This is a genomic window from Winogradskya consettensis, from assembly GCF_018332715.1.
GTDB lineage: Bacteria > Actinomycetota > Actinomycetes > Mycobacteriales > Micromonosporaceae > Actinoplanes > Actinoplanes consettensis.
On sequence record NZ_BOQP01000052.1, the window covers coordinates 258506 to 284286 of the forward strand.

Sequence of the window (25781 nt, forward strand, 5' to 3'; positions counted from 1 at the left end):
TTGCAGACAGCGTCCTCCGAACGGATCTACACCCGGGGGAGCTTGCTGGAGTCTGACATGTTGGGCTGGTGCTTGAGTCCATAGTGGATCTTGTTTGGCGGCATGCTGCTGAGCGGCCTGGTAAGACGGCTTTTGTTTGTGGCGGGCGTGGGGTCACGTTCGGGGAGCTGGAGGAGCTGACTCGGCGGTTTGCCGGGGGTCTGGCCGGGATGGGGGTCGGGCGGGGCGATGCCGTTGTCGTCTGCCTGCCGGCGGGGATCGATGCGGTGGTGGCGGTGCTGGGGATTGTGCGGGCCGCGGCTGTGGGTGTGCCCGTGGATCCTCGTGCTTCTACCGCTGAGCTGGAACGGCTCGTGCGGGATTGCCGGGCGACGGTTGTTGTTACCGACTCGGCTCATGGTGTTGCCGGGGTTGAGGTCGCGGCGGTTCTTGATCAGCCGGGTGCGGCGCGGGATGACCTCGGGCTGGATGAGGACTGCTGGATTCATTACACGTCGGGGAGCACCGGGCGGCCGAAGGGCGTTCTTTCCAGTCAGCGGATGTGGCTGGGGATGATTGATACGGCGCTGGTCAGGCATCAGGGGCTGCGCGAGGATGACCGGTTCCTGTGGCCGTTGCCGCTGTTTCACGCGCTCGGGCATGCGCGGTGTGTGCTGGGTGTCGTGGTGCTGGGGGCGACCGCGATCATTCTGCCGTACCCGTCGGATTCCGATCTGATCGATGCTTTGGAAAGTGCGGAGCCGACCGTGCTGACCGGGGTCCCGACGACTTATCACCGATTGCTGGCCACCTTGAAAGAACAGAAGGTTGCCTCGAAAGGGTTGCGACTCTGTGTCACCGGCGGGGCGCCCTGTCCGCCTGAATTGCGACTCGCCATTCGGGAAGCGCTCGGGGCACCGCTGGTCAACACGTATGGCAGCACCGAGACGTGTGGTGCGATCGCCATGGAATTGCCGGGGCCGGCACCCGCGGAGGGCTCTGTCGGGCGGGTTGTGGGTTTTGAGGTGCGGATCGTCGAGGGGGAGGTCTGGCTGCGGGGGCCGAGCCTGATGCGCGGCTATTTCAACCAGCCCGAGGCGACCGCTGAGGTGCTGGTTGACGGCTGGTATCGGACCGGGGATCTGGGGCGGCTCGAGAACGGCCATCTGTTCCTCAGTGGGCGCGCGCGGGATCTGATCATTCGCGGTGGGGCCAATGTGCATCCGGCGGAGATCGAACGGGTGCTGATCGGGCTGCCGGGGGTCGCCGATGCCGCGGTGGCCGGGCGGGCGCATCACCGGCTGGGACAGGTGGCGGTCGGGTATGTCGTGCCCGCGAACAAGGATGTCGATCCGGTTGCGCTGCTCGCGGCCTGCCGGCGGGTCATGTCGGCCGCGAAGGCTCCGGACGAGATCCGGCTCGTGGACGCCATTCCGCGTACGGCCACCGGCAAAGTGATTCGCGACCAGCTGGACAGCACCACAGACCGGGACCCGATCGCGATTGTCGCCATGGCCTGCCGTTATCCGGGCGGTGTCGAGTCGCCCGAGGATCTGTGGGCGCTGGTCGACAACGAGGTCGACGCGATCACGCCGTTCCCGGCGGATCGCGGATGGGCGTCGGACCTTTACGACCCCGACCCGGACAGTGCGGGACATACGTACGCCCGAAACGGCGGCTTCCTGCAGAGCGCGACGGATTTCGACCCGGCACCCTTCGGAATCGGGCAGACCGAGGCGCTGGCCATGGATCCACAGCAGCGTGTCCTACTGGAAACCGCGTGGGAGCTGTGGGAGCGGGCCGGTATCGACCCGGCGAGTGTGCGTGGCAGCGACACCGGCACCTACGTCGGCCTGATGTACAGGGACTACGCGAACGGTGTCGACAGTGTGCCGGCGGAGGTCGAGGGGCATCTCGGGCTAGGGTCCGCGGGCAGTGTGGCGTCGGGGCGGATCGCGTACACGTTCGGGCTCACCGGTCCGGCGGTCACGGTCGACACCGCCTGCTCGTCCTCGCTGGTGGCGTTGCATGCCGCCGCGCGGGCCCTGAGCAGCGGCGACTGCGCGCTGGCGATCGCGGGGGGCGCCACGGTGATGTCGACGCCGGCGCCGTTCGTGGGGTTCAGCCGGCTCCGGGGGTTGTCGCCGGACGGCCGGGTCAAGGCGTTCTCAGCCGACGCCGACGGCACCGCGTGGGCCGAGGGCGTCGGGTTGCTGCTGCTGGAGCGGCTCGAGGACGCGCAGCGCAACGGGCACCCGGTGCTCGGTCTGCTGCGCGGCACGGCGGTCGGGTCGGACGGCGCGTCGAACGGGCTCGCGGCGCCGCACGGTCCCGCGCAGCAGCGGGTGATCCGGGCCGCGCTCAAGGATGCGGGGCTCGGGGCCGCGGACGTCGACGCGGTGGAGGCGCATGGCACCGGCACGCTGCTCGGGGACCCTATCGAAGCCCAGGCGCTGCTGGCGACGTACGGCCGGGATCGTCCGTCGGGTCGTCCGCTGTGGCTGGGAACGGTGAAGTCGAACATCGGCCATACGCAGGCCGCTGCCGGGGTCGCCGGGGTGATCAAGATGGTGGAGGCGTTCCGGCACGGCACGCTGCCCCGGACGCTGCATGTCGATCGGCCGAACGAGCACGTCGACTGGACCGCCGGCGACGTCTCGCTGCTGACCTCCGCACGCCCGTGGCCCAGGTCGGCGGAGCGTCCACGCCGGGCCGGCATCTCGTCCTTCGGCATCTCCGGCACCAACGCCCACGTGATCATCGAGGAACCACCCGCCGACCCGGCGCCGGAATCGACGACTCAACCGGGAATGCCCCTTTTATTCGCCGCCGCAGATGAGCAGGCACTGCAGGACACAGCCGCACGCCTGCTCGAGCACGAAAAGCTCGAGCACGGAAAGGTCGAGCCCCGAAAGGTCGAGCCCCGAAAGCCCGAGCACGGGCCTGTCGATGCGACGGCGTTGGGCACGACCCGGGCTGTCCAGCGATTCCGGGCGGCGGTGACCGGCGGAAGCGAAGGACTGGCAGCTCTCGCGGCCGGCCGAGCGCATCCGAACGTCGCGCTGGGCACGGGACGCCCGCCGGGGCAGGTGGTCTTCCTCTTCCCCGGCCAGGGCGCACAACGTCCCGGGATGCGCGACCTGCTGCCCTTCGACGTCTTCCGATCGGCGTACGACGAGGTCATGAAAGCCCTGGGCGACCCCGCCGAGGGAGACCGCACGGAGAACGCGCAGCCCGGCCTGTTCGCGTTCGGCGTCGCGGCGCACCGGCTGCTGCAGTCGTGGGGCATCCAGCCCGGCCTGCTCATCGGCCATTCGATCGGCGAGCTGGCCGCCGCGCACATAGCCGGAATCCTGTCCCTCGAGGACGCCGCGAAGCTTGTCTCCGCCCGGGCCAGGCTGATGGGCGAACTGCCACCGGGCGGTGCGATGGCCGCCGTCAAGGCATCCGAGGCGGAGATCGTCCCGCTCCTGGACGACCGGGTCGGCATCGCGGCCATCAACGGCCCGCGGGACATCGTGATCTCCGGGGACGAGGCGGCCGTCGAACGGGTCACCCGCGGCTTCCGGGCCAAGGCCCTGCGGGTCAGTCACGCTTTTCACTCGGTACGCATGGAGCCCATGCTGGACGAATTCGCGCAGGTGGCGGCGTCGCTCGACTACCGGAAGCCCGCCATCGCGATCGTTTCCACGCTGACCGGGCTCCCCGCGACCGGCGACGACCTGCGCAGCGCGGGGTACTGGGTGCGCCAGGTCCGCGAGCCCGTGCGTTTCGCCGCGGCGATCAGCGACGTCACCGGCCTGTTCGTGGAGCTGGGTCCGGCACCGGCGCTGGCCGCTCTCGTGCCGCACGAGGTTCTCCCGGTGTCCGCGGACGGCGCGGCGCGGCTCTGGGCGTACGGCGTGGATGTGGATCGGGTGGCACTGCTCGGTCGTGGGGATCCGAAGGTCGCCGCGACGCTGCCGACCTATCCCTTCCAGCGGAAGCGTTTCTGGCTGTCCGAGGGCAGCGCACCGGCCAGAAAGCGGCTGCTCGACACGATGTTCGCCGTGCCCGGAACCGGGCGGCACATGGCGACCGGCCGGCTGTCGCTGACCGCGCAACCGTGGCTGCGCGACCACGCGATCGGCGGCGAACCGCTCGTGCCCGGCACGGCGTTCGTCGAGCTGGCGACGGCGTTCGGACGCTGGGCCGGGGTGCCGGTCGTGGCCGAGCTCGCGATCAGCCAGGGCCTGGTCGTCACCGATGACGAGGTGGATCTGCAACTGATCCTCGGCGAGCCGGAACCCGACGGCACCCGCGCACTCGAAATCCACGCGCAGCAGCTGCACGCAAGCGGCCGCTGCGAACCGGCCGCACCGGAGGCCGACGACGACTGGACCTGGGCAGCCGTTTGGCCGCCCGAGGGGGCGACGCCGATCGACATCGCCGAGCTTTACGCCGACGGCGGTTACGGTCCCGCTTTCCGCGGGGTGACGGCTGCCTGGCGGCACGGCGATCACATGTACGCGGAGGTGAGCCTGCCCAGCGCGGCCGGGAACGGCGGCGCCGACCTGCACCCCGCGCTGGTGGACGCCGCCCTGCATCCGGCGCGGCTGTTCGATGCCGGCGACCGTACCCAGCGCCTGCCCTTCGTGTGGTCGGGTGTGCGCCGTTATGCGGGTGGTGCCACGTCCGCCCGGGTCCGCCTCACGCGTGGGGCGCCGGACCAGATCGCGGTTCGCCTCGCCGGTCCGGACGCGAGGCCGCTGCTCTCGGTGGAGTCGCTCACGTTGCGGTCGGTGCCGCGGGCGCTCTTCCGGCCGTCGTGGGTCCCGGTCACGCTGCCCACGAGCGGTCCCGGGCGGCAAGTTCTCGATCTCTCGTACGCTGCGCCGCGCACCCCCGGGGACGTACGCGACCAGGTCTGGTCCGCCGCCGAGAAGTTGCGTTCCCTGCTCCCCGGCCCGGAGCCCCTGGTCGTCACCACCCGGTCGGCAGCCGTCGCGGGGCTCGTCCGGGTCGCCGCCGCCGAATACCCGGGGCAGGTCGCACTCGTCGAGCTCGACGGCACCCCGGAATCGGAAGAGGCGTTGCCCGCCGCGATCAGGGCCACGGACCCCGAGCTGCGGATCACGCGCGGCGAGGTGGGCGCACCCCGACTGGTCCGGGCCGAGAGCGACACCGAGGGCACAGCCGATTTCGGTGCGGGCAGCGTCCTCATCACCGGCGGCACCGGGGCGCTGGCCGGTGTCGTCGCACGTCACCTCGCGGGTGCTCACGGCGTACTCAACATGGTGTTGGTGAGCAGAAGCGGCGACCGGGCCGCGGGCGCCGCATCCCTGAAAAAGGATCTCGGTGACCGCGTCTCGATCGTCGCGGCCGATATCAGCGACCGTGCCGCACTCGCGCGGGTCCTCGCGCAGGCCGACCCGCCGGTGACCGCGGTGGTGCATGCCGCCGGAGTGATCGACGACGGCACGATCGAGTCGCTCAGCCGGGAACGCGCCGACGCCGTGCTGCGACCCAAGGTCGACGCCGCCTGGCACCTCGACGAGCTGACCGGCGACCTGGCCGCGTTCATCCTGTTCTCGTCGGCGAGCGGGCTGCTCGGCAACCCCGGCCAGGGCGCCTACGCGGCCGGCAACTCGTTCCTCGACGACCTGGCCCGGCGCCGGCACGCGGCGGGCAGACCCGCGCTTTCGCTCGCCTGGGGCCCGCTCGACCTCGACGGCGGCATGGAGATCGGCAGGTCACGGCTGCGGCCGATGACGCCGCAGGAGATCACGGCCGCTTTCGACGCGGCGCTGCACAGTGCCGAGCCGGTGCTCGCGCCGATCGTGCTCGACCGTCCCGCCGCAGCCCGCCCGGCTCCGGAGCGACCCCAACCCGTTTCCCTGCGCGGTCTCAGCGGTGAGGAGCTGACAGCCAAGCTCAATCTGCTCGTACGCGACGAAGTGGCGAGCGAACTCGGCTATCCCGACCCGGCGATGGTCGACGTCCGCACCGCGTTCACCGATCAGGGCCTCGACTCCGTGGGCTCGATCCAGTTGCGCACGCGGCTGGTCGCGGCGACCGGGGTGCCCATGCCAGCCACTGTCGTCTTCGACCATCCGAGCCCGGCGGCGCTGGCGCAGTGGATCGCCGGGGAGCTGGCCCATGCGCCCGCGGTGCCCGTGGTGGCCGAAGCACCACGCACGGTGGCCGAGCTCTTCCACGCGATCGCCGGTTCGGGGCAGTACTGCATGGCCGTGAACCTGCTGATCAGCGCGTCTGCTCTACCTTCTCGGCGAGGGGACGAAGCCGCTCCGCCGGTGGCGCTCGCCGATTCCGCGGACGGGCCGGTGCTGGTGTGCCTGCCGTCGTTCGGGCCGCTGGGGGTGGCCGAGTTCCTGCCGTTCAGCCGGGCGGTCGGGGGCGCTGTGGCGGTGGTGCCGTTGCCGGGGTTCGATGCTCGTCCGCGCGTACCCACCTCGTTTGATGATCTGATCGCTCAGCTCGCGGATCTCGCAGCGCAGGCGGCGTACGGCCGGCCCTTTGTCCTGGTCGGACGGTCGAGTGGCGGTCAGCTGGCGCACGCGGTGACGGCCCTGCTGGAGCGGCGGGATCGTCGTCCGGCGGGGCTGGTGCTGCTCGACACCTACGAGAACGACCTGGGTGCGGTCACCCGCGAGGAGTGGCTGGCGGCCCTGCTGGCGTCGGGGCTGAGCCGGCTGCGGGGCCGTCTCGACCCGGCCGCCGAGCAGGCCGCACTGCTCGGCGCGGGTGCCTATCTGCGGCTGATGCGTGGCTGGCACCCGGCACCGCTGAGCACGCCCAGCCTGCTCGTCGGCGTCGCATCACCCGTCGCGGGCATGCCGGCGGACTGGAAGACCTCGCGATCGGGGCCGCACACCCGCGTCGAGGTGCCGGGTGATCATCTCACCATGCTCGACGAGCAGGCGGCAGCTACCGCGGCGGCTGTCCGAGCCTGGCTATCGGATCCACACCACGATGCCGGTGAGGTTGTTCAGGACGGCGGCGACGCCGGCGCGGACGGCGGCTGAGCAGCGGTCCGCGGTGAAGGACGCCGGGTCGTAGGTCGAGGCCGAGCCGAGCCCTTCGCCGCGGAACGACGCGCCGGACCAGTCGACCGACGTGACGTTGCCGGTCGGCTCGGCGAGCTCCGCGCCGACCACGAGGAACTGCTGGTCCAGGTGGCTCGGGGTTACGAGCGCGAGCGGGTCGACCAACTCGTTGCCCGCGGTGACGATGAGGTCCGGCTTCAGGTCGAGCGCCTTGACCGTGCCCGCCACGTGGTCGTTCCCGGCCTTGACGGTCCGCAGGTCGACGTCCTCGGCCCCGGCCCAGTCCTCGACCGCTTTCACCAGAGCCTTTGTCGGGGCGTCCTCCCCGGCGGTGAGCAGCACGACGCGGTAGCCCTTCGACGGGTGGACCCCGTCCCACGAACCTGGCGCCGGCGTGACGGTCGCCTCCGGGGCGGGCGGGGTCGATGGGTCGACAAACCCCGGGCCGAGGGTGCCGATCGCGCTCGGTGCCGCGTGCGGTTGCGACCAGTCGCTCCCGGAGCCGCATCCGGTGATCAGCGCGGCGGCCGCGGTCAGCACGACTGCGGCCTTCAGCATGGGGCGCAAGGCTTTTCCTCTTACGTGGTGAAGGGGGGTTCGGGCTCTTTCCTATCCCAGTTCCGGCGCGCCGCAAGAGTCTGGATGATCTTGTTGCCATCGGTTCGCCCGCGAGCCCCACGCCGTTAACCCGGTTCATGCACCGTGACATCATGCCGCGCCGCGTCCATTATGTTGTTTTTATTGCCATTGCTGCGGCATTCGCCGTTCTGAACTCCGCCGGATCCGCCCTGGCTCACGGCTTCTCGTCGGTGGTCTACGCCGACGTCGCCGGTGCAGGTCAAGGCCACGTCCGGACCTCACTGGGCCTCGAATACGACCTCTTCATCGTCTCCGTCGCCGATTCCGAAAAGGACGATCCGCTCTTCCGCACCGGAACGGATGCCTTCGAGTCGGGCGATTTCGCGGCTCAGGCCGCTGCCCTGAACGCCCACAAGGAATCGGCGCTCAAATACGTTTCCACCCGATTCTCCATAGCCACGTGTACGCCCACCCAGATCGGCGACTACACGGTCGCCGAACGGGACGGCGTTCCGTACGCGACGCTGCTGCTCGACTGGAACTGCCCCGATGCCCGCGGCGAGCACACGGTGACCAGCTCGCTGTTCCCCGACGGCGAGGGCTACGTCAAGGGAACGAAGACGATCGTCACGTACAAGCTCGACGCCCGCGAGGGCAGCGCCGCGCTCGACGCGAGCCGCCCGTCGTTCTCCACCGGCCAGGCCTGGTACCAGCGGTTCTGGGAGTTCTTCCAGCTCGGCGCCGAGCACCTGCTGGGCGGCATCGACCACATCCTGTTCCTGCTGGCCCTGATCGCCGGCTCCCGGCGGCTGCGCGAGATCGTGCTCGCGGCCACGAGCTTCACCCTGGCCCACTCGGTGACGTTCATGCTCGCCGCGCTCGGCCTGGTCGAGGTCCCCGCCCGGGTCGTCGAACCGATCATCGCGCTGTCGATCGCCGTGGTCGCCGCCTGGTATCTCTACCGGCTGTGGCGTCGCGGCTCGCACGCCACCGACCTGCCCGACCACGGCCTGGACCGGGCCGGCTGGACGCGGCTGGCCGTGGTCTTCTGCTTCGGCCTGGTGCACGGCCTCGGATTCGCCGGAGCCCTCGGCATCGACGAAGCGTTCTCCTGGACGTTGCTCTGGTCCCTGCTCGTGTTCAACATCGGCATCGAGGTCGTCCAGTTGTCGATCATCGCCGTCGTCTTCCCGCTCCTGATCGTGCTGCGGCGGCGTTCGCCGAAGGCCGGCCTCTGGGTCACCGGCCTGCTCGCCGCCGGCGTGACGGTCATGGGAGTGGTGTGGTTCATAGAACGGCTGGTCGGAGCCTGATTCTGCGGAGGTCTTCCGGGAGGCGCCACCAATCGGATCGACGTAGTTCATCGTCGGTTCATCGGACGGCGACAGCTTGATCTTGCTTCGCACCTCCTCTCATAGGGACGAAAATCTTGAGCACCTCAACGCAGGCCTACGGGCTTGTGCGGCGCCGCGTGGCCGCAGGGGCCACCGCGGCAGTACTGGGCCTGGGCGCGGTCCTCCTCGTCGGACCGGCGACCCCCGCCAGTGCCGTCCTGGGTGCCGCACCCAGCAGCCTCATCCTCGGGGTGGGCGCCAACGAGACCCAGCGCATCGTGTCCTGGTACTCCTCGGTGGACACCGCACAGCAGATCCAGCTCGCGCCGGCCGCGTCCGTGGTCAACGGCGTGTTCCCCGCGAACTCCGCCACGTTCGCCGCGCTCGGCGCCGCGAACATCGCCACCAGCGGCGGCTTCAACCGGCACGCGACGATCACGGGGCTGCAGGAGAACACGGCGTACTCGTACCGTGCCGGCTCCGAGGGCAACTGGTCGACGGCGTACAACTTCAAGACGCAGGACTTCGAAGGCGACTACGACTTCCTGTTCTACGGTGACCCGCAGATCGGCGCCTCCGGCAACGTCGCCAAGGACCAGGCCGGCTGGCAGGACACCCTGGACGTCTCGCTGGCGGCCAACCCCGACGCCGAGCTCCTCGTGTCGGGCGGCGACCAGGTCGAGACCGCCAACACCGAATCCCAGTGGGACGCGTTCCTCGCGTCCGACAAGCTGCGCCAGTACCCGTGGGCCGCGACGATCGGTAACCACGACGTCGGCGGCAAGGCGTACGAGCAGCACCTCTACACGCCGAACACCGACCGCTCGGGCGCCTACTACTCGAACGGCGACCCGGCCTCGAACACGTCGGGCGGCGACTACTGGTACATCTACAAGGACACGCTGTTCATCGACCTGAACAGCAACTCCTACGCCACCAGCCAGGGTGGCGGCGGTGACGCGGCGCACGTCGCGTATGTCACCGACATCATCAACAAGCACGGCTCCGAGGCCAAGTGGAAGGTGCTCGTCTACCACCACTCGATCTACTCGGCCGCCTCGCACGCCAAGGACGCCGACAACAAGGTCCGCCGCGTCGACTTCCCGACCACGTTCTCCAAGCTCGGCGTCGACCTGGTCCTGCAGGGTCACGACCACGTCTACACCCGTAGCTACGAGATCAAGAACGGCGCCAAGGCCAACCCGGACGAGAAGCCGGGCGACGCCGACGTGTTCACCGGTCCCGGTGGCGTCATCTACATGACGGCGAACTCGTCGTCGGGCTCGAAGTACTACGACATCACCGCGCCCGACAACAGCGGCACCAGCGGAGCCGGCAACGGCGCCGACCCGTTGAAGCCCGAGGACTACTGGTACAACTCGGTGCAGAACCAGGAGCACGTCCGCTCGTACGTCAAGGTGCAGGTCCGCAGCGACAAGCTGGTCCTGTCCAACGTCCGCAGCGGCACCTGCGCGGCCCCGAACGCCTCGGTCGAGGGCGGCCTGTCCTGCACCAACACCGCGGACGGCCAGCCCGTCGGCTCCATCGTCGACAAGGTGACGGTCCACCCGTACACCGCCGACGGCCAGGAGATCCAGGTCAACGTGCCGAACGCCGCCCCGGGCGAGTTCGGCTGGACGATCGACGGCTACAACGGCCTGGTCGACCTCGGCACCGCGCAGGACCACAACGGCGAGTACTTCGGTGCCACCGGCAAGATCAACCCGATCCTTGTCTCCGACACCCGTCGTACGCTCTCGCCCTGGTCGCTCTCGGCCAGCGTGGGTGACTTCAAGGACGCCGACAAGACGTTCTCCGGCTCGTACCTCGGCTGGACGCCGCAGGTGCTCACCGCCGGCGCCGGCGCGAAGGCCGGCTCGCCGGTCAAGTCCGCCTACGACGACGGTGGCCAGGGCCTCGGCGTCGCCCGCAGCCTCGCGGCGGGCGACCAGGGTCACCCCAAGGGCACTGCCCGCCTCGGCGCCGACCTGGATCTGAAGATCCCGGGCACGGTCGACAAGGGCAGCTACCGCGGCACCCTGACGATCACCGCACTGAGCAGCTGACCTTTCAGGAAATCGGTGGGGGCGGGCTCCGGCCCGCTCCCACCCCAGCTTTAGGACTCATAGATGTACGCCTTCGTCAGAAAATCCGCCCTGGCCCTGCTCGCCACCGTCGCTGTCGTCGGCGTGGGTGCCAGTCCCGCCCTGGCGGACGAGGGCGACGTCACCTGGACGGTCCGGACCGCCTCGAACAAGTTCGGCGAGGCCCGCTCCAGCTACACGTACTCGATGAACCCCGGTGCCCCCACCAAGGACGCAATGGTCGTCGCCAATCGGGGCAAGGACCCGCTGACCCTCACGGTCTACGCCGCGGACGGGTTCACCACCGACACCGGGCAGCTCGATCTGCGTACCAAGGATCAGAAGCCCGTCGGGATCGGCGCCTGGCTGAAGACCGACCGGGCCAGCATCTCGCTCGCCCCCGGCAAGACCACCGAGGTCCCCTTCACGGTCACGGTCCCGGCCAACGCCACCCCCGGTGACTATGTGGGCGGCATCATCACCTCGCTGACCCAGCCCAGCGACCAGCCCGGCATCAACGTCGAGCGCCGCCTCGGCATCCGGGTGAAGCTGCGCGTCGGCGGAGACCTCGCCCCCAGCCTCGCGATCGAGAACTTCAACCTCGACTACAACGGCACGTTCAACCCGTTCGCCAAGGGCAACGCCACCGTCAGCTACACGATCCACAACACCGGCAACGCGGCCATGTCGACCCAGCAGTCGGTCTCCGTCGCGGGCCCCTTCGGCTGGTTCCGCACCTCCCCGGCCGAGTTGGCGATGCCCCCGGAGCTCCTCCCCGGTGAGAGCTGGAAGGTCACGGCCCCCGTCAACGGCATCACCCCCGCCATCTGGCTGGCCGCCACCGCCGACCTCTCCCCGGTGATCACCGACGCTTCCGGCTCGACCACCACGCTGAAGAAGGTCACCGCCACCGCCCACGGCTGGGCCATCCCCTGGACGCTCCTCGCCGCACTGGTCCTCCTGATCGCCGCCGCGATCATCACTCGAATCGCCCTCCGCCGCCGCCGCACCCAGCGCAAACTGCGCGAGGACGCCCGCGTCGAGGAAGCCGTCAAGCAAGCCCTGCTATCCCATGAGCCGGCTTAGGTTCGTAAGACTGCTGATCAGAGCCGTCGTATAACCGAGGATCCGGGCCGCCCACTTCACAACCGCCGACGCGATCTGGGCGGCCACCACCGGAATCGTCACCACCAGCAACGACTCCGCGGCCCACACGATCACCCGCGCCACCAGATCGGCGATCAGATCCCGCACGATCTCCCGCGTGAACTGAACAAGATTCCCCGCCGCCTGCGTAGCCGACGACATCGCGTGCGAAAGCAGCCCCAGCCCGTCCAGCGCATCAACGTTGTTGACCATCAGAGCCCGATAGGAATCGGCAGCCGCCCCCTGCCAGTCGGGCAGGTCACCGGCCAGCGACGACTGCAGCTCAGCAGCCATGGCCTGCAGCCTGCCACCCATGTTCCCCCAGGTCGCGGCGTGCGAAGCCACCCGATCCGGAATGCCGGCCAGCCGATCGAGAACCTGCCGCAACGGCTCGAAATACTCCATCGCCCAGCCGAGCCCATTGGACAACAGCGCACTGAACGGGTCCAACACAGTCGCCGCGGCCTCCACAGCGAAAGCCCCACCGGCAAGCGCCTGATCAACCCAACTGCCGCTGTCCACAGCCTGATAAAGCCCCTGAAAGCCCTCCGCCAGCGAAGCACCCGTCCACGCCGTCCGGGTCGACGTCACCGGAGCCACCAGATCGGACATCAGGCCCGCCCGGCACTGCGAATCTGCTCCGCCGCAGCCTCATCGATCCGGTCATAATCCCGCCCCGTCCGCACCAAGGCGTCACTCACCAACCGCAAACTCTCTTCCACGTACGCAATCAGCTCGTCCTGCCGCCGATGCCGCCCCTCGAGAATCCCGGAGACCCACCCACACAGAACCCCGTAAGCAGCATCATCCCGAGCAATCGCCGCACTGGCCCCCCGAACATCCCCGAACTGCTGAACAATGGCATCCACCCGCGTCGCATGCGCCCGAATCTGCTGCGCATCAACGGCAAATCCCTCAGCCATCGGCCAGTCCCCCTCGCAGCTGTTGCTCCACCCGCGCGGCAATCGTCCGCGCCGCCACAGACTCATCGCCCACCGTGTCGCTGATGATCTGCCGGGACCGCTCAGCAGCTCGCACCTTCGCAGCCCGCAGAGCCGCCATCAACGCCCGAGACACCACATCCGGCGCGACCCGCTGAATCCGCTCACTGAACCGGGCATCGACCAGCACCCCACCGGAATCAATGGTGACCTCGACGAGCCCACCCTCATCCTCCGCCGTGACCCGCAATTCCCCGAGCCGATCACTCATCGCCTGCGTATCCGCGGCCACCCGATCAATCCGGCTCTTCCACCCCCGCAGATAAGCCACCGACTCATCCGGATCAAGAAACCCACCCACACCAACCATCAGCACCCACCCCCGCACTGACCTTCGTCAATACCAAATCCTAACCTGCTTCGGCCCGCCCAATCACCTCACGAAGCACCTGAGCAAGCTCCCCCAAGAACCGGGCCGCCCCCTCATCCGAAGGATCATCAAGTACCCAGTTCCCCTCCCAAGCCACCAGCCGCGAAAGCACCCCAGCCGCCGGCCGCTCCGCCAAAACCGCCTCAATCGCCTTCAAGTCCTGCCGCAACGACGAGACGTTGTACCCGGCGGTGTAAAGAAAATCGGCCCGCATCTCCTCGACGCCATCCGCCTCGGGCAGATACCGCGCGACGAAATCTTGGAGCACCTTCATCGACGAGCGGGCATCACGCTCTGCCATCCGCGCCCGTAGCGGCTCGGGCAGGTCAGACATGTCCATGACTACATTGTCCCCGTCGGATAGGCGGTGATCAGGTAAGGCTGCGGCGGATCCGACCCGGGAACCACCTTGATCACCACTTTGACAAAACTGGTTGCCGCGCGGTGAGCATCCGGAGGCGCGTGCTGGCCCATATTGGCGTTGTAGTAACCCTCGCCAACGCGGTGCCCCGCGTCAAAGCTGGCGCTGTGTGCACCATCGATCGCGAGGTTGCTTCGGATGGTCTCCCAGTTGGCCCGAACATAATTGTTGACCTCGCGGTTCATGGTCACCGGGTCGTCCCACCGGTAGGACCAGTTCTCCTTCTTCGGCCACCCGGTGTCGTTGTAGATCCGGCCTTCGATGGTTTTCCCATTCGGATCGCGCGCCAACGGAATGTCGGCGCCGTGCCGGTCAACAGTGTGGGCGGCATCGCCAGGTCCATAACCGCCGTGTGCCGCGTCGTTGGCCGCGACGTCAATCGTGGGAGGCGAGTCACCGAACCTGTCATAACGAGCCATGATCTCGGCCATCGGGTCGGGACTACTGGGATCAGGCGCGAACGATCCGGGATTCGTCCCGCCGGAGTCGCCGCCGACGACGCCCTGATCCGGGCGGCCGCGCTGCGCGACCTGCTCGATCGTCGCCTGCGCCGCGTTGATGTTGTCGGCAGGAACCCTACGAGGACGGCCGCCACTGGAAGACGACCCGCCGTCATCTCCGCCGTGTGGTCCCCGAGGTCTCCCCGTCACCATCTGTCCGATCGGCCATGCTCCGAGCCGAAAACCCGTGACCGTCGCCGCAGCCTAACAATCCAAGAAGATCAATAGGACAGGTCAGAGTTCGCCACTGCTCGAAGGCAACGGCACCGACCCGGGCTCAACCAACCCCGCGACCGGCGGCGTCGGGTTCACGGGCGGATCAGCAGAAGGACTGGGACTGACCGCCGGACTCACAATCAACGCCGGCGCCGGCTCGGGTGTTGTCGGTCCGGGTGTTGTCGGCTCGGGTGTTGTCGGCTCGGGTGCTGTCGGCTCGGGTGCTGTCGGCGCGGCCGATGGTTCGATGACGGGCGTGACCCGCAGTGGCGCAACCTCATCCCCCACCGTCACCGCCACACCAATCCCAGGCGCGGAAGCCCAGTTGTCCCCCACAACCGCAACAACGCCATAAACCCACCGCCCATCAGGCACACCGCGCTCAACACACCGAGTTCCGCCGACAAACCCAGAACACCCCGCAGCACTCTCGCCAGTAGCCGCATCAATCCGAACGACCCGATACCCCCGCACCGGTAGCCCCACAACGGCATCCCACCGCACCCGGACCACAGACCCGCGCACAGTCACCGTCGGCACAGGACCGGCAGGCAGCACCACAGCCCGCACCCCCGCAGCAGCGCCCGCCGACGACGCCCCCGCGTCCCAAGCGGCAAGCGCACCCACCGGTGCACCAAGCACCGCAACCACGGCAAGCCCCGCACCAGCCAGCCCGTAAGTCATACGTCTCATAGCTGCGCTCCAGAAATACGGATGGCGAGGCGCAGGTGTCGCTGCGCCCCGCCATCCGAGCCATCCGAGAAGGTGGGTTACTTCGCGGCGCTGGCGCCGGTGACCTTGACGGGGATGCTGAAGGTGGCGCCCTGGCAGCCGTCCTCCGAGTTGTTGATCATGCGTACGGAGTCGGTGAGCTTGAAGGTCTTGGTCTCGCCGGCGCCGAGCTGGAGGGCGAGGCCGGAGAGCAGCCCGTCGCTGCCGATGGTGCCGGTGCTGAAGTCGCCGAAGTAGATGCCGGTGTTGATGCAGGTGGAGCCGCTGAGCGGGGTGGCGGTGACGCCGTCCGACGGAGTCCACTTGATGGTGTTGATCTCGACCGGGTAGCTGTTCGGGTTCTTGATTTTGATGACCGAGTCGCCGGTGGCGCCGGGGTAGAGCGTGGCGGCCGTGGTGGCTTCGGTGATCTTCAGGTCCTGCGCCTGGCCGGCCTTGGCGTACGCGTTGCCTTCGCCCTTGGCGATCCAGGCGGCGTAGGCGGCGGTGCCGGCCGCGCCCAGGACGGCGGCCGTGGCGGTGACGGCGATGACCCGCTTCACAGACTTGCGCATTTTCTACTCCTCCGAAGACAGGAAAAGCAGGCGCCGGTTTCGCTACTGACTCCCCGCCGGACTGGAGCGACCATCTTCATCGCCCAGCGGATCTTCGTCTCGCCCCAGCCCCCCCGCGGGGCTGGCATAACTATGCGTGACTTGCCCGTCTTACCCCAATAGACCTTATTACCCAGAGTGATGGCGATTGGGCGGCAGGTCTGTAGCCATTCGGTTGACTCGGCCCGTTGACTTCCGCGACACATATCTGAAACCTTGAATGTCCCCCGATGAAAGAACTCAGCAGACTCAACGAAATTTTCATGGAGTCAGCTGAAAGACTGCGCGCAGAAGAGGTCGTCATGAGAAGACGAAGACTGATCAGCGGCATCCTGGCGGCGGGCCTCGTCGCCGCCGGGATCTCCCCGGGCATCGCGCACGCGGCTGGCGGCGCCAACCTGGCTCTCGGCAGGACAGCGACGGCGAGCGCTGTCAACGGCCCCTACACCGCAGCGAATGTGAACGATGGCAACGCCGACACTTACTGGGAGAGCCCGAGCAATGCCTTCCCGCAGTGGGTGCAGGTGGACCTGGGCAGCAGCACGGCGATCGACCAGGCGAAACTGAAGCTGCCGCCCGCGAGCGCGTGGTCCGCGCGTACCGAGAACATCGCTCTTCAAGGCAGCACCAACGGCACCTCCTGGACCGATCTGTCCGCGTCAGCGGACCGGCTCTTCGATCCCGCGACCGCCAACACCGTCACGATCAACTTCGCCGCCGCTACGGTCCGCTACGTGCGCGCCAACCTCACGAGTAACACCGGCTGGCCCGCTGCGCAGCTGTCGGAGGTGGAGATCTACGGGGTCGCGGGGGAAGAAAATCCCCCACCAGCGGGCACCAACCTCGCGGCCGGCAAGACGCTCGAGGCCTCGTCCGCGGCGTTCAACTTCGTCGCTGCCAACGCCAACGACGGCAACCTCGCCACCTACTGGGAGTCCAACGGCTTCCCGGCGACGCTGACCGCACGGCTGGGCTCCGACGCCGACCTCACCGGCGTCGTGGTCAAGCTCAACCCCGATCAGGCGTGGGGTACGCGTACGCAGAGCATCCAGGTCCTCGGACGCACCCAGGGCGCCACCGCGTACACCTCGTTGAAGGCCCGGACCGACTACGTCTTCAACCCATCAGCCAACCAGAACACGGTGACGATCCCGGTCAGCGGGCGCGCCGCGGATCTGCAGGTGCAGGTGTTCAGCAACACCGGTGCGCCGGGTGCGCAGATCGCCGAGCTGCAGGTTCTCGGCTCGTGGGCGCCCAATCCCGACCTGGTGGTCACCGGTCTGACCTGGTCCCCGGCCACTCCCGACGAGGCCACCGCGGTCACCGTCTCGGCCACGGTCCGCAACGCGGGCACGGCCGCATCGGCTGCGACCACCATTGATGTACGCCTCGGCGGCACAGTTGCCGGAAACGCCCCGGTCGGCGCGCTGGCAGCCGGCGCCTCGGCCACCGTCACGGTCAGCGTCGGCCGGCGTGCGCAGGGCAGCTACCAGGTGGCGGCGACGGTCGATCCCGCCAACACCGTCCCCGAGCAGAACAACGACAACAACAGCTTCACCGCGGCCTCACCGCTGGTCGTGGGTCAGGCACCGGGCCCTGACCTGCAGGTTCTCAGCATCACGTCAACCCCGGCGAATCCCGCGGTGGGTGCGGCGGTCACGTTCACGGTCGCAGTCAACAACAGGGGTACGTCCGCCGCGCCGGCCTCCGTCACCAGAGTCACCGCCGGCAGCACGACCCTCAACGCGAACACGGCAGCCATCGCGGCGGGTGCCACGGCTACCGTGACCCTGGGAACGTGGACCGCCACCAGCGGAGGCGCCACCATCACCGCCACCGCCGACGCCACGAACGTCGTGACGGAGACGAACGAGAGCAACAATGGGCGTACGCAATCGATCGTCGTCGGTCGTGGTGCCGCCCTGCCCTACGTGTCGTACGAAGCGGAAGCCGCCACCTACCAGGGCACCCTCGTGCAGGCCGACTCGCTGCGCACGTTCGGGCACACGAACTTCGGCACGGAGTCGTCCGGCCGCGCCTCGGTCCGGCTCGCGAGCACCGGCCAGTTCGTCGAGTTCACCTCGGTCAACGCCTCGAACTCCATCGTCGTCCGCAACTCGATCCCCGACGCGCCGGGCGGCGGCGGCATCAACGCCACGATCAGCCTCTACATCAACGACCAGTTCGCCCAGAAGCTGACGTTGTCGTCGCGCAACAGCTGGCTCTACGGCACGTCGGACGACACGGAATCGCTGTCCAACACGCCCTCCGCGGACGCCCGCCGGCTGTTCGACGAGTCGCACGCGCTGCTGGCCCAGTCATATCCGGCCGGCACCCGCTTCAAGCTGCAGCGCGACGCCGCCGACTCGGCATCGTTCTACGTCATCGACCTGGTCGACCTCGAGCAGGTGGCCCCGGCGGCAACCCAACCGGCGGGCTGCACCTCGATCACGACCTACGGCGCGGTCCCCAACGACGGCATCGACGACACGGCCGCCATCCAGCGCGCGGTCACCGACGACGAGAACGGCGTCATCAGCTGCGTCTGGATCCCGGCCGGCCAGTGGCGCCAGGAGCAGAAGATCCTCTCCCCGGACCCGGCCCGCGGCCAGTACAACCAGAAGGGCATCCGCAACGTCGTGATCCGCGGGGCCGGCATGTGGCACACGCAGCTCTACACGAACACCGAGCCGCAGAACGTCGTCGGCAACATCAACCACCCGCACGAAGGCAACGTCGGTTTCGACATCGACGACAACACCCAGATCTCCGACCTGGCCATCTTCGGCATGACCACCAACCGCGCCAACCGCGGCCACGGCATCAACGGCCGGCTGGGCAAGAACACCACCATCAGCAACGTCTGGATCGAACACGTCAACGTGGGTGCGTGGGTCGGCCGCGACTACTCCGACACCCCCGCCTACTGGAACCCGGGCGACAACGTCCAGTTCACCGGCATGCGCATCCGTGACACCTACGCCGACGGCATCAACTTCAGCAACGGTACGCGCAACTCCCGCGTCTTCAACTCCTCGTTCCGCACCACCGGCGACGACTCCCTCGCGGTCTGGGCCAACCCCAGAGTCAAGGACACCTCGGTCGACATCGCCTCGAACAACCACTTCGTCAACAACACCGTCCAGCTCCCGTGGCGGGCCAACGGCATCGCCATCTACGGCGGCTTCAGCAACTCCATCGAGAACAACATCGTCTCCGACACCATGAACTACCCCGGCATCATGCTGGCCACCGACCACGACCCGCTGCCCTTCACCGGAACAACGCTGATCGCCAACAACGCCCTCTACCGAGCAGGCGGCGTCTTCTGGAACGAAGACCAGGAATTCGGCGCCATCACCCTCTTCCCCTCCTCGAAGGACATCGTCGGCGTCACCATCCGCGACACCGACATCATCGACTCCACCTACGACGGCATCCAATTCAAAACCGGCGGCGGCAACATGCCCAACGTCGCAGTCACCAACGTCCGCATCGACAGGTCCACCAACGGAGCCGGCATCCTCGCCATGAGCGGCGCCCGAGGCAACGCCACCCTCTCCAACGTCACCATCACCAACTCCGCCGACGGCAACATCGTCATCCAACCCGGCTCCCAGTTCGTCATCACCGGCAGCTGAACCTCGGTGAAGCGGTGCCCCTGCTCTCCTGCCGGGGCACCGCTTGTGTCAGTCGAGCAGGCCGCGGATATCAGCCACGGTCAGTTGAGCCGACGCGAATTCGCCGCCGTCGAGGACGCTGCTGAACAACTCGGCCTTGCGGGCTTGGAGCGCCATCACCTTCTGCTCAATGGTGTCTTTGGCGACGAGGCGGTAGACCATGACTTTCCGGGTCTGGCCGATGCGGTGCACCCGGTCCACGGCTTGCGCCTCCGTCGCGGGATTCCACCAGGGGTCGAGCAGGATGCAGTAATCGGCCTCAGTCAGGTTCAATCCGAAACCGCCCGATTTCAGGCTGACGAGAAAGACCGGCGCGGTGCCGTTCTTGAACTCGGCGATGACCTTCGCGCGTTGCCGCGTCTTGCCGTCGAGATAGCAGCACGCGATGCCGGCGTCATCGAGTCGTTGCCGTGCGGCGCCCAGGAATCGGGTGAACTGGCTGAAGACGAGAACCCGATGCCCCTCCGCCGCGAGGTCGGTGAGACGTTCGGTCAGGGCGTCGAGCTTCGTGGACGCGATCCCGTGATGTTTCGGGTCGACAAGGCTCAGGTCGAGGCTGGCCTGGCGAAGCAGCGTCAGCGAACGGAAGATCTCAAAACGGTTCTTCTGCAGGTCGCCGAGGAGGCCCAGGACCTTCTGCCGTTCCCGTTGCAGGTAGGTCTGATACATCTTTCGATGCCGGGGATTGAGCTCCAGCTCGATGATCTGTTCCTGCTTGGCCGGGAGTTCGGTGACGACCTCCGCCTTGCGACGCCGCAGCATGAGCGGCCGGATCCGGCGGCGCAACTGGTCGAGCCGGGCCTCGTCGTGATCCCTCTCGATCGGCTTGCGGTAGTAGTCGGTGAAACGGTCGAGCCGGGGAAGCAGCCCGGGCGCTGAGATGGACAGCAGTGCCCACAGTTCGGCCAGGTTGTTCTCCATCGGAGTGCCGGTTATGGCCAGCTTGAACGCCACCGGCAACCGCTTCGCACACTGGTAGCTCTGCGACTGCGCGTTCTTGACGAATTGGGCCTCGTCCAGCACCAACCCCGCCCACGGCAGGGCGGCATATTCGTCGTACTCCAGCCGGAACAACGTGTAGGACGTCACCACGATGTGCGCCCCCGTGACAGCCTCGCCCAGAGTCTCGAGCCGCCGCGCACCGGTTTGCACAATGGAGGTGATCGCGAGACCAGGGGCGAAGCGGGCCGCCTCATGGGCCCAGTTGCTGACAACGCTCGCGGGTGCCACCACCAGGAACGGCGCCTCGGCTCGAGACTGCTCGAAGGCGTGACAGATCAAGGCCAGCGCCTGCAGCGTCTTGCCCAGACCCATGTCGTCGGCCAGCACACCGCCGAGCTCATGGCGATAGAGCGCGGTAAGCCATTGGAATCCGTCCAGCTGGTAGGGCCGCAGGTCGGCGACCAGCCCGGTCGGCGCTGCCTCGTGATAGTTCACATCGGCTGCGTCCAGCGTGCGTACGGCCTCCTGCCACGCCGCGGCCTGACCGGTGACCTCACCCAGCTCGGACAGCTCGTTCCACAGTCCCGCCTGAAATCGACCGACCCGCAGCACCCCGGCCGGGGCGTCCTGCAGTTCGCGGGCTTCGGCGATCAGGTCCCGCAGCTGGCGGAGCTCGGCCTGATCGAGCCGGAAGTACCGGCCGCTCGGCAGGATCATGAATTCCTGCTCGCCCGCCAACGCGACGAACAGGTCCTCGAAGCCCACGTCCTCACCGCCGACCGACACCTGCACCGACAGGTCGTACCAGTCCGAGGGGCCTGCGGACGCCTCGTTGGCCGAGCCGGCGAACGACAGGATCGGAGCGGCGTCCTCCTCGATGTACTCCGGCACGTCGTCGTCCATCCGGACAACCAGATCAATGCCGGGTGCCTCGACAATGCGCGGAAATACGTCACGCATGATTCGCAGCATGGCGTCGCCGGCGACGGACGTGTGACCCAGCAGGCGGGGACCACCCGGAGCCGGCTCCGTCAATCCGTACGCTGAATCCGCCACCAGGTCCGTCGCCAGTCGCAGCGCCGTGGCTCGATCGTCGTTGCCGGCGGCACCGGAGTGCAACGGTTCTCGATAGGTCTCTTCGCCGACGGTGGCGATCCATTCCCAGGCCAACGACATGCGATGTCCCGGCATACGCTGCGCGGTCAACGTCAGGGTGGCGAGCTGGACAGCAGGTAGCGCCGCTGACCCGTCGAGCGACACCACTTCCGTCCGGCGAATCAGCCCCGGATAGTACTGGCGCAGGAACCGCGGCTCATCGGCGGCGGGAATGACGATCTCCGGAGCGGTCAGCGCCGCCAGGGCCTGCGCGCTCATCGGCCCGGCCAAGGGCGCGAGCCTCAACGACACCAGATCATCGGACTTTGCTTGACCAGACACGCTCGACCAGGCGACACCGTGAACCGGTTCCCCGATCACGATCAATCGGGCCGGGTTGATCTCCTCGGTGCCGTCCACCAGAACAGGTCGCAGCCGCAGATCCGCACCTTCCCTGGCCGCTCGCACCGAATACCGTACGGGTCGCGTCGAGATCCCGACCTGCGACGCCTGCCTGCCGCTCCGCACGAGCGGGAGCCCCGCATCCTGCGCTTCGGCCAGGAGATCCCACACCCGTCGGCTGCGAAATTCGTCGAGGTAGAGGACCCTCTGCCCTGAGCTGTAATAGCCATAACTGTACGAGCCACGATCTCCGGTCCGGGCCAGCGAGTGCAGCTCGTGCATGAGGCTCAGGTGATGCTTGGCCCGCGGTGTCGAGGGCCGGTAGGCGAAGTCCAGCGATCCCCACGAAATGCCACCGCGAACCCAGCCTTTCCTGCCCGGGATCACCGGCCGCAGCCCGATCCGGGAGGAGTCGTCGCCTTCAAGTTCGAACTGCAGTGCCAGATCGGGCGGGACGACCCTTTCTGCCGATGAGCCGGCTGTGGGGCCGGCACCGACCAGCGCGGCCAATGCCGACTCCCACGCGGAGACGACCTGGCGGTTCGCGGGATCTGCCTGGTAGGCGAGGAGTACCAGGGCAGCCACGTGCATACAGGCGGGAGCCAACGTGCAGGGACATTTCCCATCGATGCTCTTCACGGCGCCGTCGGCACCATGGACCACCGAGGCAGTCACCCGCCGGTTCCCCGCACCCCGCACTTTGGCGCGGCCGCGCCCGGCCAGCCGATCCCAACGGACGTCGGTGAGGTCACCCCGCGCTACCGCCGAGCGAGCCTTGGCGAAGGCCCTGGCCCCGATGGCATCGCGGACCGCCGACTCAGCTTCAGTCAGAACCAGCTTCGCCAAACCAACAAACCTCCGCCGACGGGGTGACGGCGAAATCCTACCCACCAGCCCGCCGCCGACGCCCCGGCTGACACCCGATCGGGTTCTCTCCACAATTCGTGCCGCATGGGACGTGATCACCGAATTCGGCGGCCAGCAGCGGCAAGCATGGTCCTCATCACCACCGCACCACGATCGGAAAGAGGGACCATCATGAAGAAGCTGCTCATCGGCGCCCTGACCGCCGGCATCGTGCTCGCCCCGCTAGCGGTCAGCTCGTCGGCCTCGGCCGCGGCGACCGACCCCATCCTGGCCGGAAAGCGTCAGGTGGTGATCAAGCCGATCCCGTCGTTCGAGTCGCTTGTCGGGATCGACAACAAGGGACGGCTCAACCTGACCGACGGCGAGCCGGCTTACGGGCTGTTCGTTCTCAGCCCCGTCGGCGCGAAGTGGCAGATCAAGACCGCGAAGGCGGGCGATGGTACGAAGGCCGCCTGCATCGGTATCAAGAACAACGGCAGCAACCCGCTGACCGCCGTGGCAGCGACCTGCGACACGAAGCGCGCGGGTCAGCTGTTCGACATCACCAAGCAAACAGCAAAAGACAACGGCCGCCCGACGTACGCCATCAGCAACGCTGGCGCATTCCTGCAGTACTTCCCCCGCACCGGCCTGATCGCCGAGGAGCTGGGCGACGCGGAACTCACCACGACGTACTCCTTCGTCGACAACGGCGCTGCCCCTGTCCTGGGCTGACGCCGTTCGATGCCCGCCTTGCGAAAGGCGGGCATCGAACGTCAGCGGTGGTACGTCAGCTTCGCGGAGTTCCGGAGGTTGCCCGCTTTGTCGTACGCGCGCAGCTGAACCGTGAACGTCTTGCCGTACTTCTTGGGGTTGAGCACGAAGCTGTAGCCGGCCTTGGCATCGGTACCCACCACCTTGCCGTTGACCAGCAGCTGCACCTTGGCCACGCCGTTACGGTCGCTCGCCGACGCCGCGAACGTCACCTTCTTGGTCAGCTTCGACTTGTTCTTCGGCGCCTTGGTGACCTTGACCGTCGGCGCGGTGTTGTCGACGATCAAGGTCCGCGTAACGCTTGCCGAGTTGCCCAGCTTGTCGACGCCCACCCACGTGATCGCCTTGACGCCGTCCTTGCCCGACGAGACGCGTACCGACGTCACCGATCCGCTCTTGCTCTTGAGGTTCGTGACCGCAACACCGTGCGCGTCCGAAGCCTTGACCGAGGTCACGTACGTCGTACCCCGGATCAGCTTGTTCTGGCTCGGAGCGACGGTCATCGTGGGGCCGGCCTTGTCGATGTTCACCTTGAACGACTTCGACGAGGTGTTGCCCGCGACGTCCCAGACCTGCAACTGCACGGTCGCGCTGGCCCCGAGGCTACGCGCGTCCCAGGAGAAGGTCTGGCTGCTCGACTTCACCGCGCCGTTGACCTTCCACTCGGCCCGGGCGATCTTCGACCCGTCCTGAACCGTCGGCTTCAGCGTGCTGACGCCGCCGACCCAGCCCGCACCCGTGTCCAGCCGGTTCGTCGAATACGACCCGCCGAAGTCCACCCGCGCGATCACCGGCGCCTGGTCATCCACAACGTAGTTGGTAGCCAGGGTCGTGGTGTTGCCGGCGAAGTCGAAAAGAACGAACTGCGGCGAGGTAGCTCCGCTGGTCGCATTCCACGTGTACGACCGCGGCGGGTCCTCCATCAGCTGACTACGCACCCCGCCGTCGATCACATCAACCCGCCACGCGTCATCGGACACGCCCGTGAGGGTGATCGGAACCGGCCCGCTCTGCACCGGCGACCCCGCTGCCGGCGAGAACCCAGCGGTGGGCAGCACGTTGTCGACGTGCACCTTGACCGACTTCTCGGCGAAGTTTCCCGCAGCGTCAGTGGCCCGCACGACAACGGTGGCGTCGGTGTCGTTCTTGAGGCTCTTGGTAGAGACCTTGCAGCCACCCGCCAGGGTGCAATCCACCTTGAGCGACCCGTTGACGGTCGCCCCCACCTCGGTAACGCCGACGTTGTCAGCCGTGCCCGGTGCGAACGAAAGCTCCGCGGGGGCCCACTGACCAGCGAGAAGACCGGTGTCCACGACGACCGGCTTGCTCCGATCGGTGCCGTCGCCCGTGCTCGGGTTCGCCGCCAGCAGCGCCGCATTGTTGGACGCGTCCAGGTCCGCGAGGGGCTTGCACTGGCACGGCGGGTTCACCCGAACCGTCCCCTGCGCATCAGCCACCACCTTGTCGACCTTCAAGGTGAACGTCCAGGTCGCGGTCTCCCCCGCCTTGAACAGGGACGGCGCCGCACAGACATAGTGCGAGACGTCCTCGTCCTGCTCGCAGTCCTTCGCACTGACGAACGACGTACCGGCCGGAATCGCCACCACAACCTCGGCCAACGACAACCCGGACCCGTCGAGCGAAGCCGGCCCGGCGTTGCGCACACCCACCGTGGCCTGCACCTCGTCGCCGACCGCACCGGAAACCGTGTCCCCGATCGCGACGAGGTCAACGCCGTTCGTGCCGCTCACGTCGACATCGACAGCCTGGAAGGAGCCACTCGTGCTCTCCCCGAGCTTGTCGCCCTCCTGCAACTCAAGGGTGCCGCCGACGCCTGCGGCGCCCCGGTCACGCCCCACAACCTCCGCAGCGGTCAGCCAACTGAACTGACCGTTCAAGCCAACCGGCGCACGGGTGTCCGCACGAACCTTGTACGGCAGAACAACCCGGTAACTCTTCCCCGGCTCCAACGTCTCACCGAACGTACAGAGCCGCGCCGCCCCCTCGAAGTAGTCACAGTTGGAGAACTCATCGGTGGTCT

At 67.8% G+C, this 25781-nt stretch carries 15 protein-coding genes; 6 read left to right on the forward strand and 9 right to left on the reverse strand.

What is annotated here, in order from left to right:
- Positions 1 to 83 precede the first annotated feature (83 nt).
- Positions 84 to 7004: a type I polyketide synthase gene (locus Aco04nite_RS42285; protein ID WP_244876700.1), complete on the forward strand. Its 6921-nt coding sequence runs from the start codon at positions 84 to 86 to the stop codon at positions 7002 to 7004.
- Here Aco04nite_RS42285 and Aco04nite_RS42290 read toward each other — a convergent pair.
- Positions 6933 to 7583, reverse strand: a complete 651-nt coding sequence (locus Aco04nite_RS42290; protein WP_244876692.1) for a type 1 periplasmic-binding domain-containing protein — start codon at positions 7581 to 7583, stop codon at positions 6933 to 6935. The genes Aco04nite_RS42285 and Aco04nite_RS42290 overlap by 72 nt on opposite strands.
- A 152-nt stretch (positions 7584 to 7735) precedes the next feature.
- On the opposite strand from Aco04nite_RS42290, the gene Aco04nite_RS42295 reads away from it, so the two are divergent.
- From Aco04nite_RS42295 to Aco04nite_RS42305, 3 genes are all read left to right on the forward strand, one after another.
- Positions 7736 to 8917, forward strand: coding sequence for a HupE/UreJ family protein (locus tag Aco04nite_RS42295; protein WP_213002796.1), 1182 nt, complete (start codon positions 7736 to 7738; stop codon positions 8915 to 8917).
- A 116-nt stretch (positions 8918 to 9033) separates the two neighbouring features.
- The gene (locus Aco04nite_RS42300; RefSeq protein ID WP_244876693.1) at positions 9034 to 11004 is read left to right on the forward strand and encodes a fibronectin type III domain-containing protein; all 1971 of its coding nucleotides are present in this window, start codon (positions 9034 to 9036) and stop codon (positions 11002 to 11004) included.
- Positions 11005 to 11067: 63 nt separating this feature from the next.
- Positions 11068 to 12108 (forward strand): WxL protein peptidoglycan domain-containing protein, encoded by a 1041-nt coding sequence (locus Aco04nite_RS42305; protein ID WP_213002797.1) that lies wholly within the window; start codon positions 11068 to 11070, stop codon positions 12106 to 12108.
- Here the strand turns inward: Aco04nite_RS42305 and Aco04nite_RS42310 are convergent.
- The 6 genes from Aco04nite_RS42310 to Aco04nite_RS42335 form a co-directional block, all read right to left on the reverse strand.
- The gene (locus tag Aco04nite_RS42310) at positions 12088 to 12780 is read right to left on the reverse strand and encodes a WXG100 family type VII secretion target (protein WP_213002798.1); all 693 of its coding nucleotides are present in this window, start codon (positions 12778 to 12780) and stop codon (positions 12088 to 12090) included. The genes Aco04nite_RS42305 and Aco04nite_RS42310 overlap by 21 nt on opposite strands.
- Entirely contained in the window at positions 12780 to 13091 is a 312-nt protein-coding gene (locus Aco04nite_RS42315; protein ID WP_213002799.1) for a type VII secretion target, read from the reverse strand. The genes Aco04nite_RS42310 and Aco04nite_RS42315 overlap by 1 nt, the downstream gene beginning before the upstream one ends.
- Positions 13084 to 13479 carry a YbaB/EbfC family nucleoid-associated protein gene (locus Aco04nite_RS42320; protein ID WP_213002800.1) on the reverse strand — a complete coding sequence of 132 codons (396 nt, stop codon included), beginning with the start codon at positions 13477 to 13479 and terminating at the stop codon, positions 13084 to 13086. Before Aco04nite_RS42320 ends, Aco04nite_RS42315 begins: the two co-directional genes overlap by 8 nt.
- 40 nt (positions 13480 to 13519) lie before the next feature.
- Entirely contained in the window at positions 13520 to 13879 is a 360-nt protein-coding gene (locus Aco04nite_RS42325; protein WP_244876694.1) for a hypothetical protein, read from the reverse strand.
- Between the two features lie 2 nt (positions 13880 to 13881).
- A complete protein-coding gene (locus Aco04nite_RS42330; protein WP_213002801.1) occupies positions 13882 to 14391 on the reverse strand; it encodes a hypothetical protein in 510 nt (169 codons plus the stop codon).
- A 1055-nt stretch (positions 14392 to 15446) separates the two neighbouring features.
- Positions 15447 to 15962 carry a hypothetical protein gene (locus tag Aco04nite_RS42335; protein WP_213002802.1) on the reverse strand — a complete coding sequence of 172 codons (516 nt, stop codon included), beginning with the start codon at positions 15960 to 15962 and terminating at the stop codon, positions 15447 to 15449.
- A gap of 341 nt (positions 15963 to 16303) precedes the next feature.
- Between Aco04nite_RS42335 and Aco04nite_RS42340 the strand changes: the two genes are divergently transcribed.
- Complete coding sequence (locus Aco04nite_RS42340) at positions 16304 to 19642, forward strand: CARDB domain-containing protein (RefSeq protein WP_213002803.1); 3339 nt, start codon at positions 16304 to 16306, stop codon at positions 19640 to 19642.
- Between the two features lie 48 nt (positions 19643 to 19690).
- On the opposite strand, the gene Aco04nite_RS42345 is transcribed toward Aco04nite_RS42340, so the two are convergent.
- A complete protein-coding gene (locus Aco04nite_RS42345; protein ID WP_213002804.1) occupies positions 19691 to 22705 on the reverse strand; it encodes a DEAD/DEAH box helicase in 3015 nt (1004 codons plus the stop codon).
- A 453-nt stretch (positions 22706 to 23158) separates the two neighbouring features.
- On the opposite strand from Aco04nite_RS42345, the gene Aco04nite_RS42350 reads away from it, so the two are divergent.
- Entirely contained in the window at positions 23159 to 23701 is a 543-nt protein-coding gene (locus Aco04nite_RS42350; RefSeq protein ID WP_213002805.1) for a hypothetical protein, read from the forward strand.
- A 41-nt stretch (positions 23702 to 23742) separates the two neighbouring features.
- Here the strand turns inward: Aco04nite_RS42350 and Aco04nite_RS42355 are convergent, their stop codons facing one another.
- A complete protein-coding gene (locus Aco04nite_RS42355) occupies positions 23743 to 25599 on the reverse strand; it encodes an Ig-like domain-containing protein (RefSeq protein WP_213002806.1) in 1857 nt (618 codons plus the stop codon).
- Positions 25600 to 25781 lie beyond the last annotated feature (182 nt).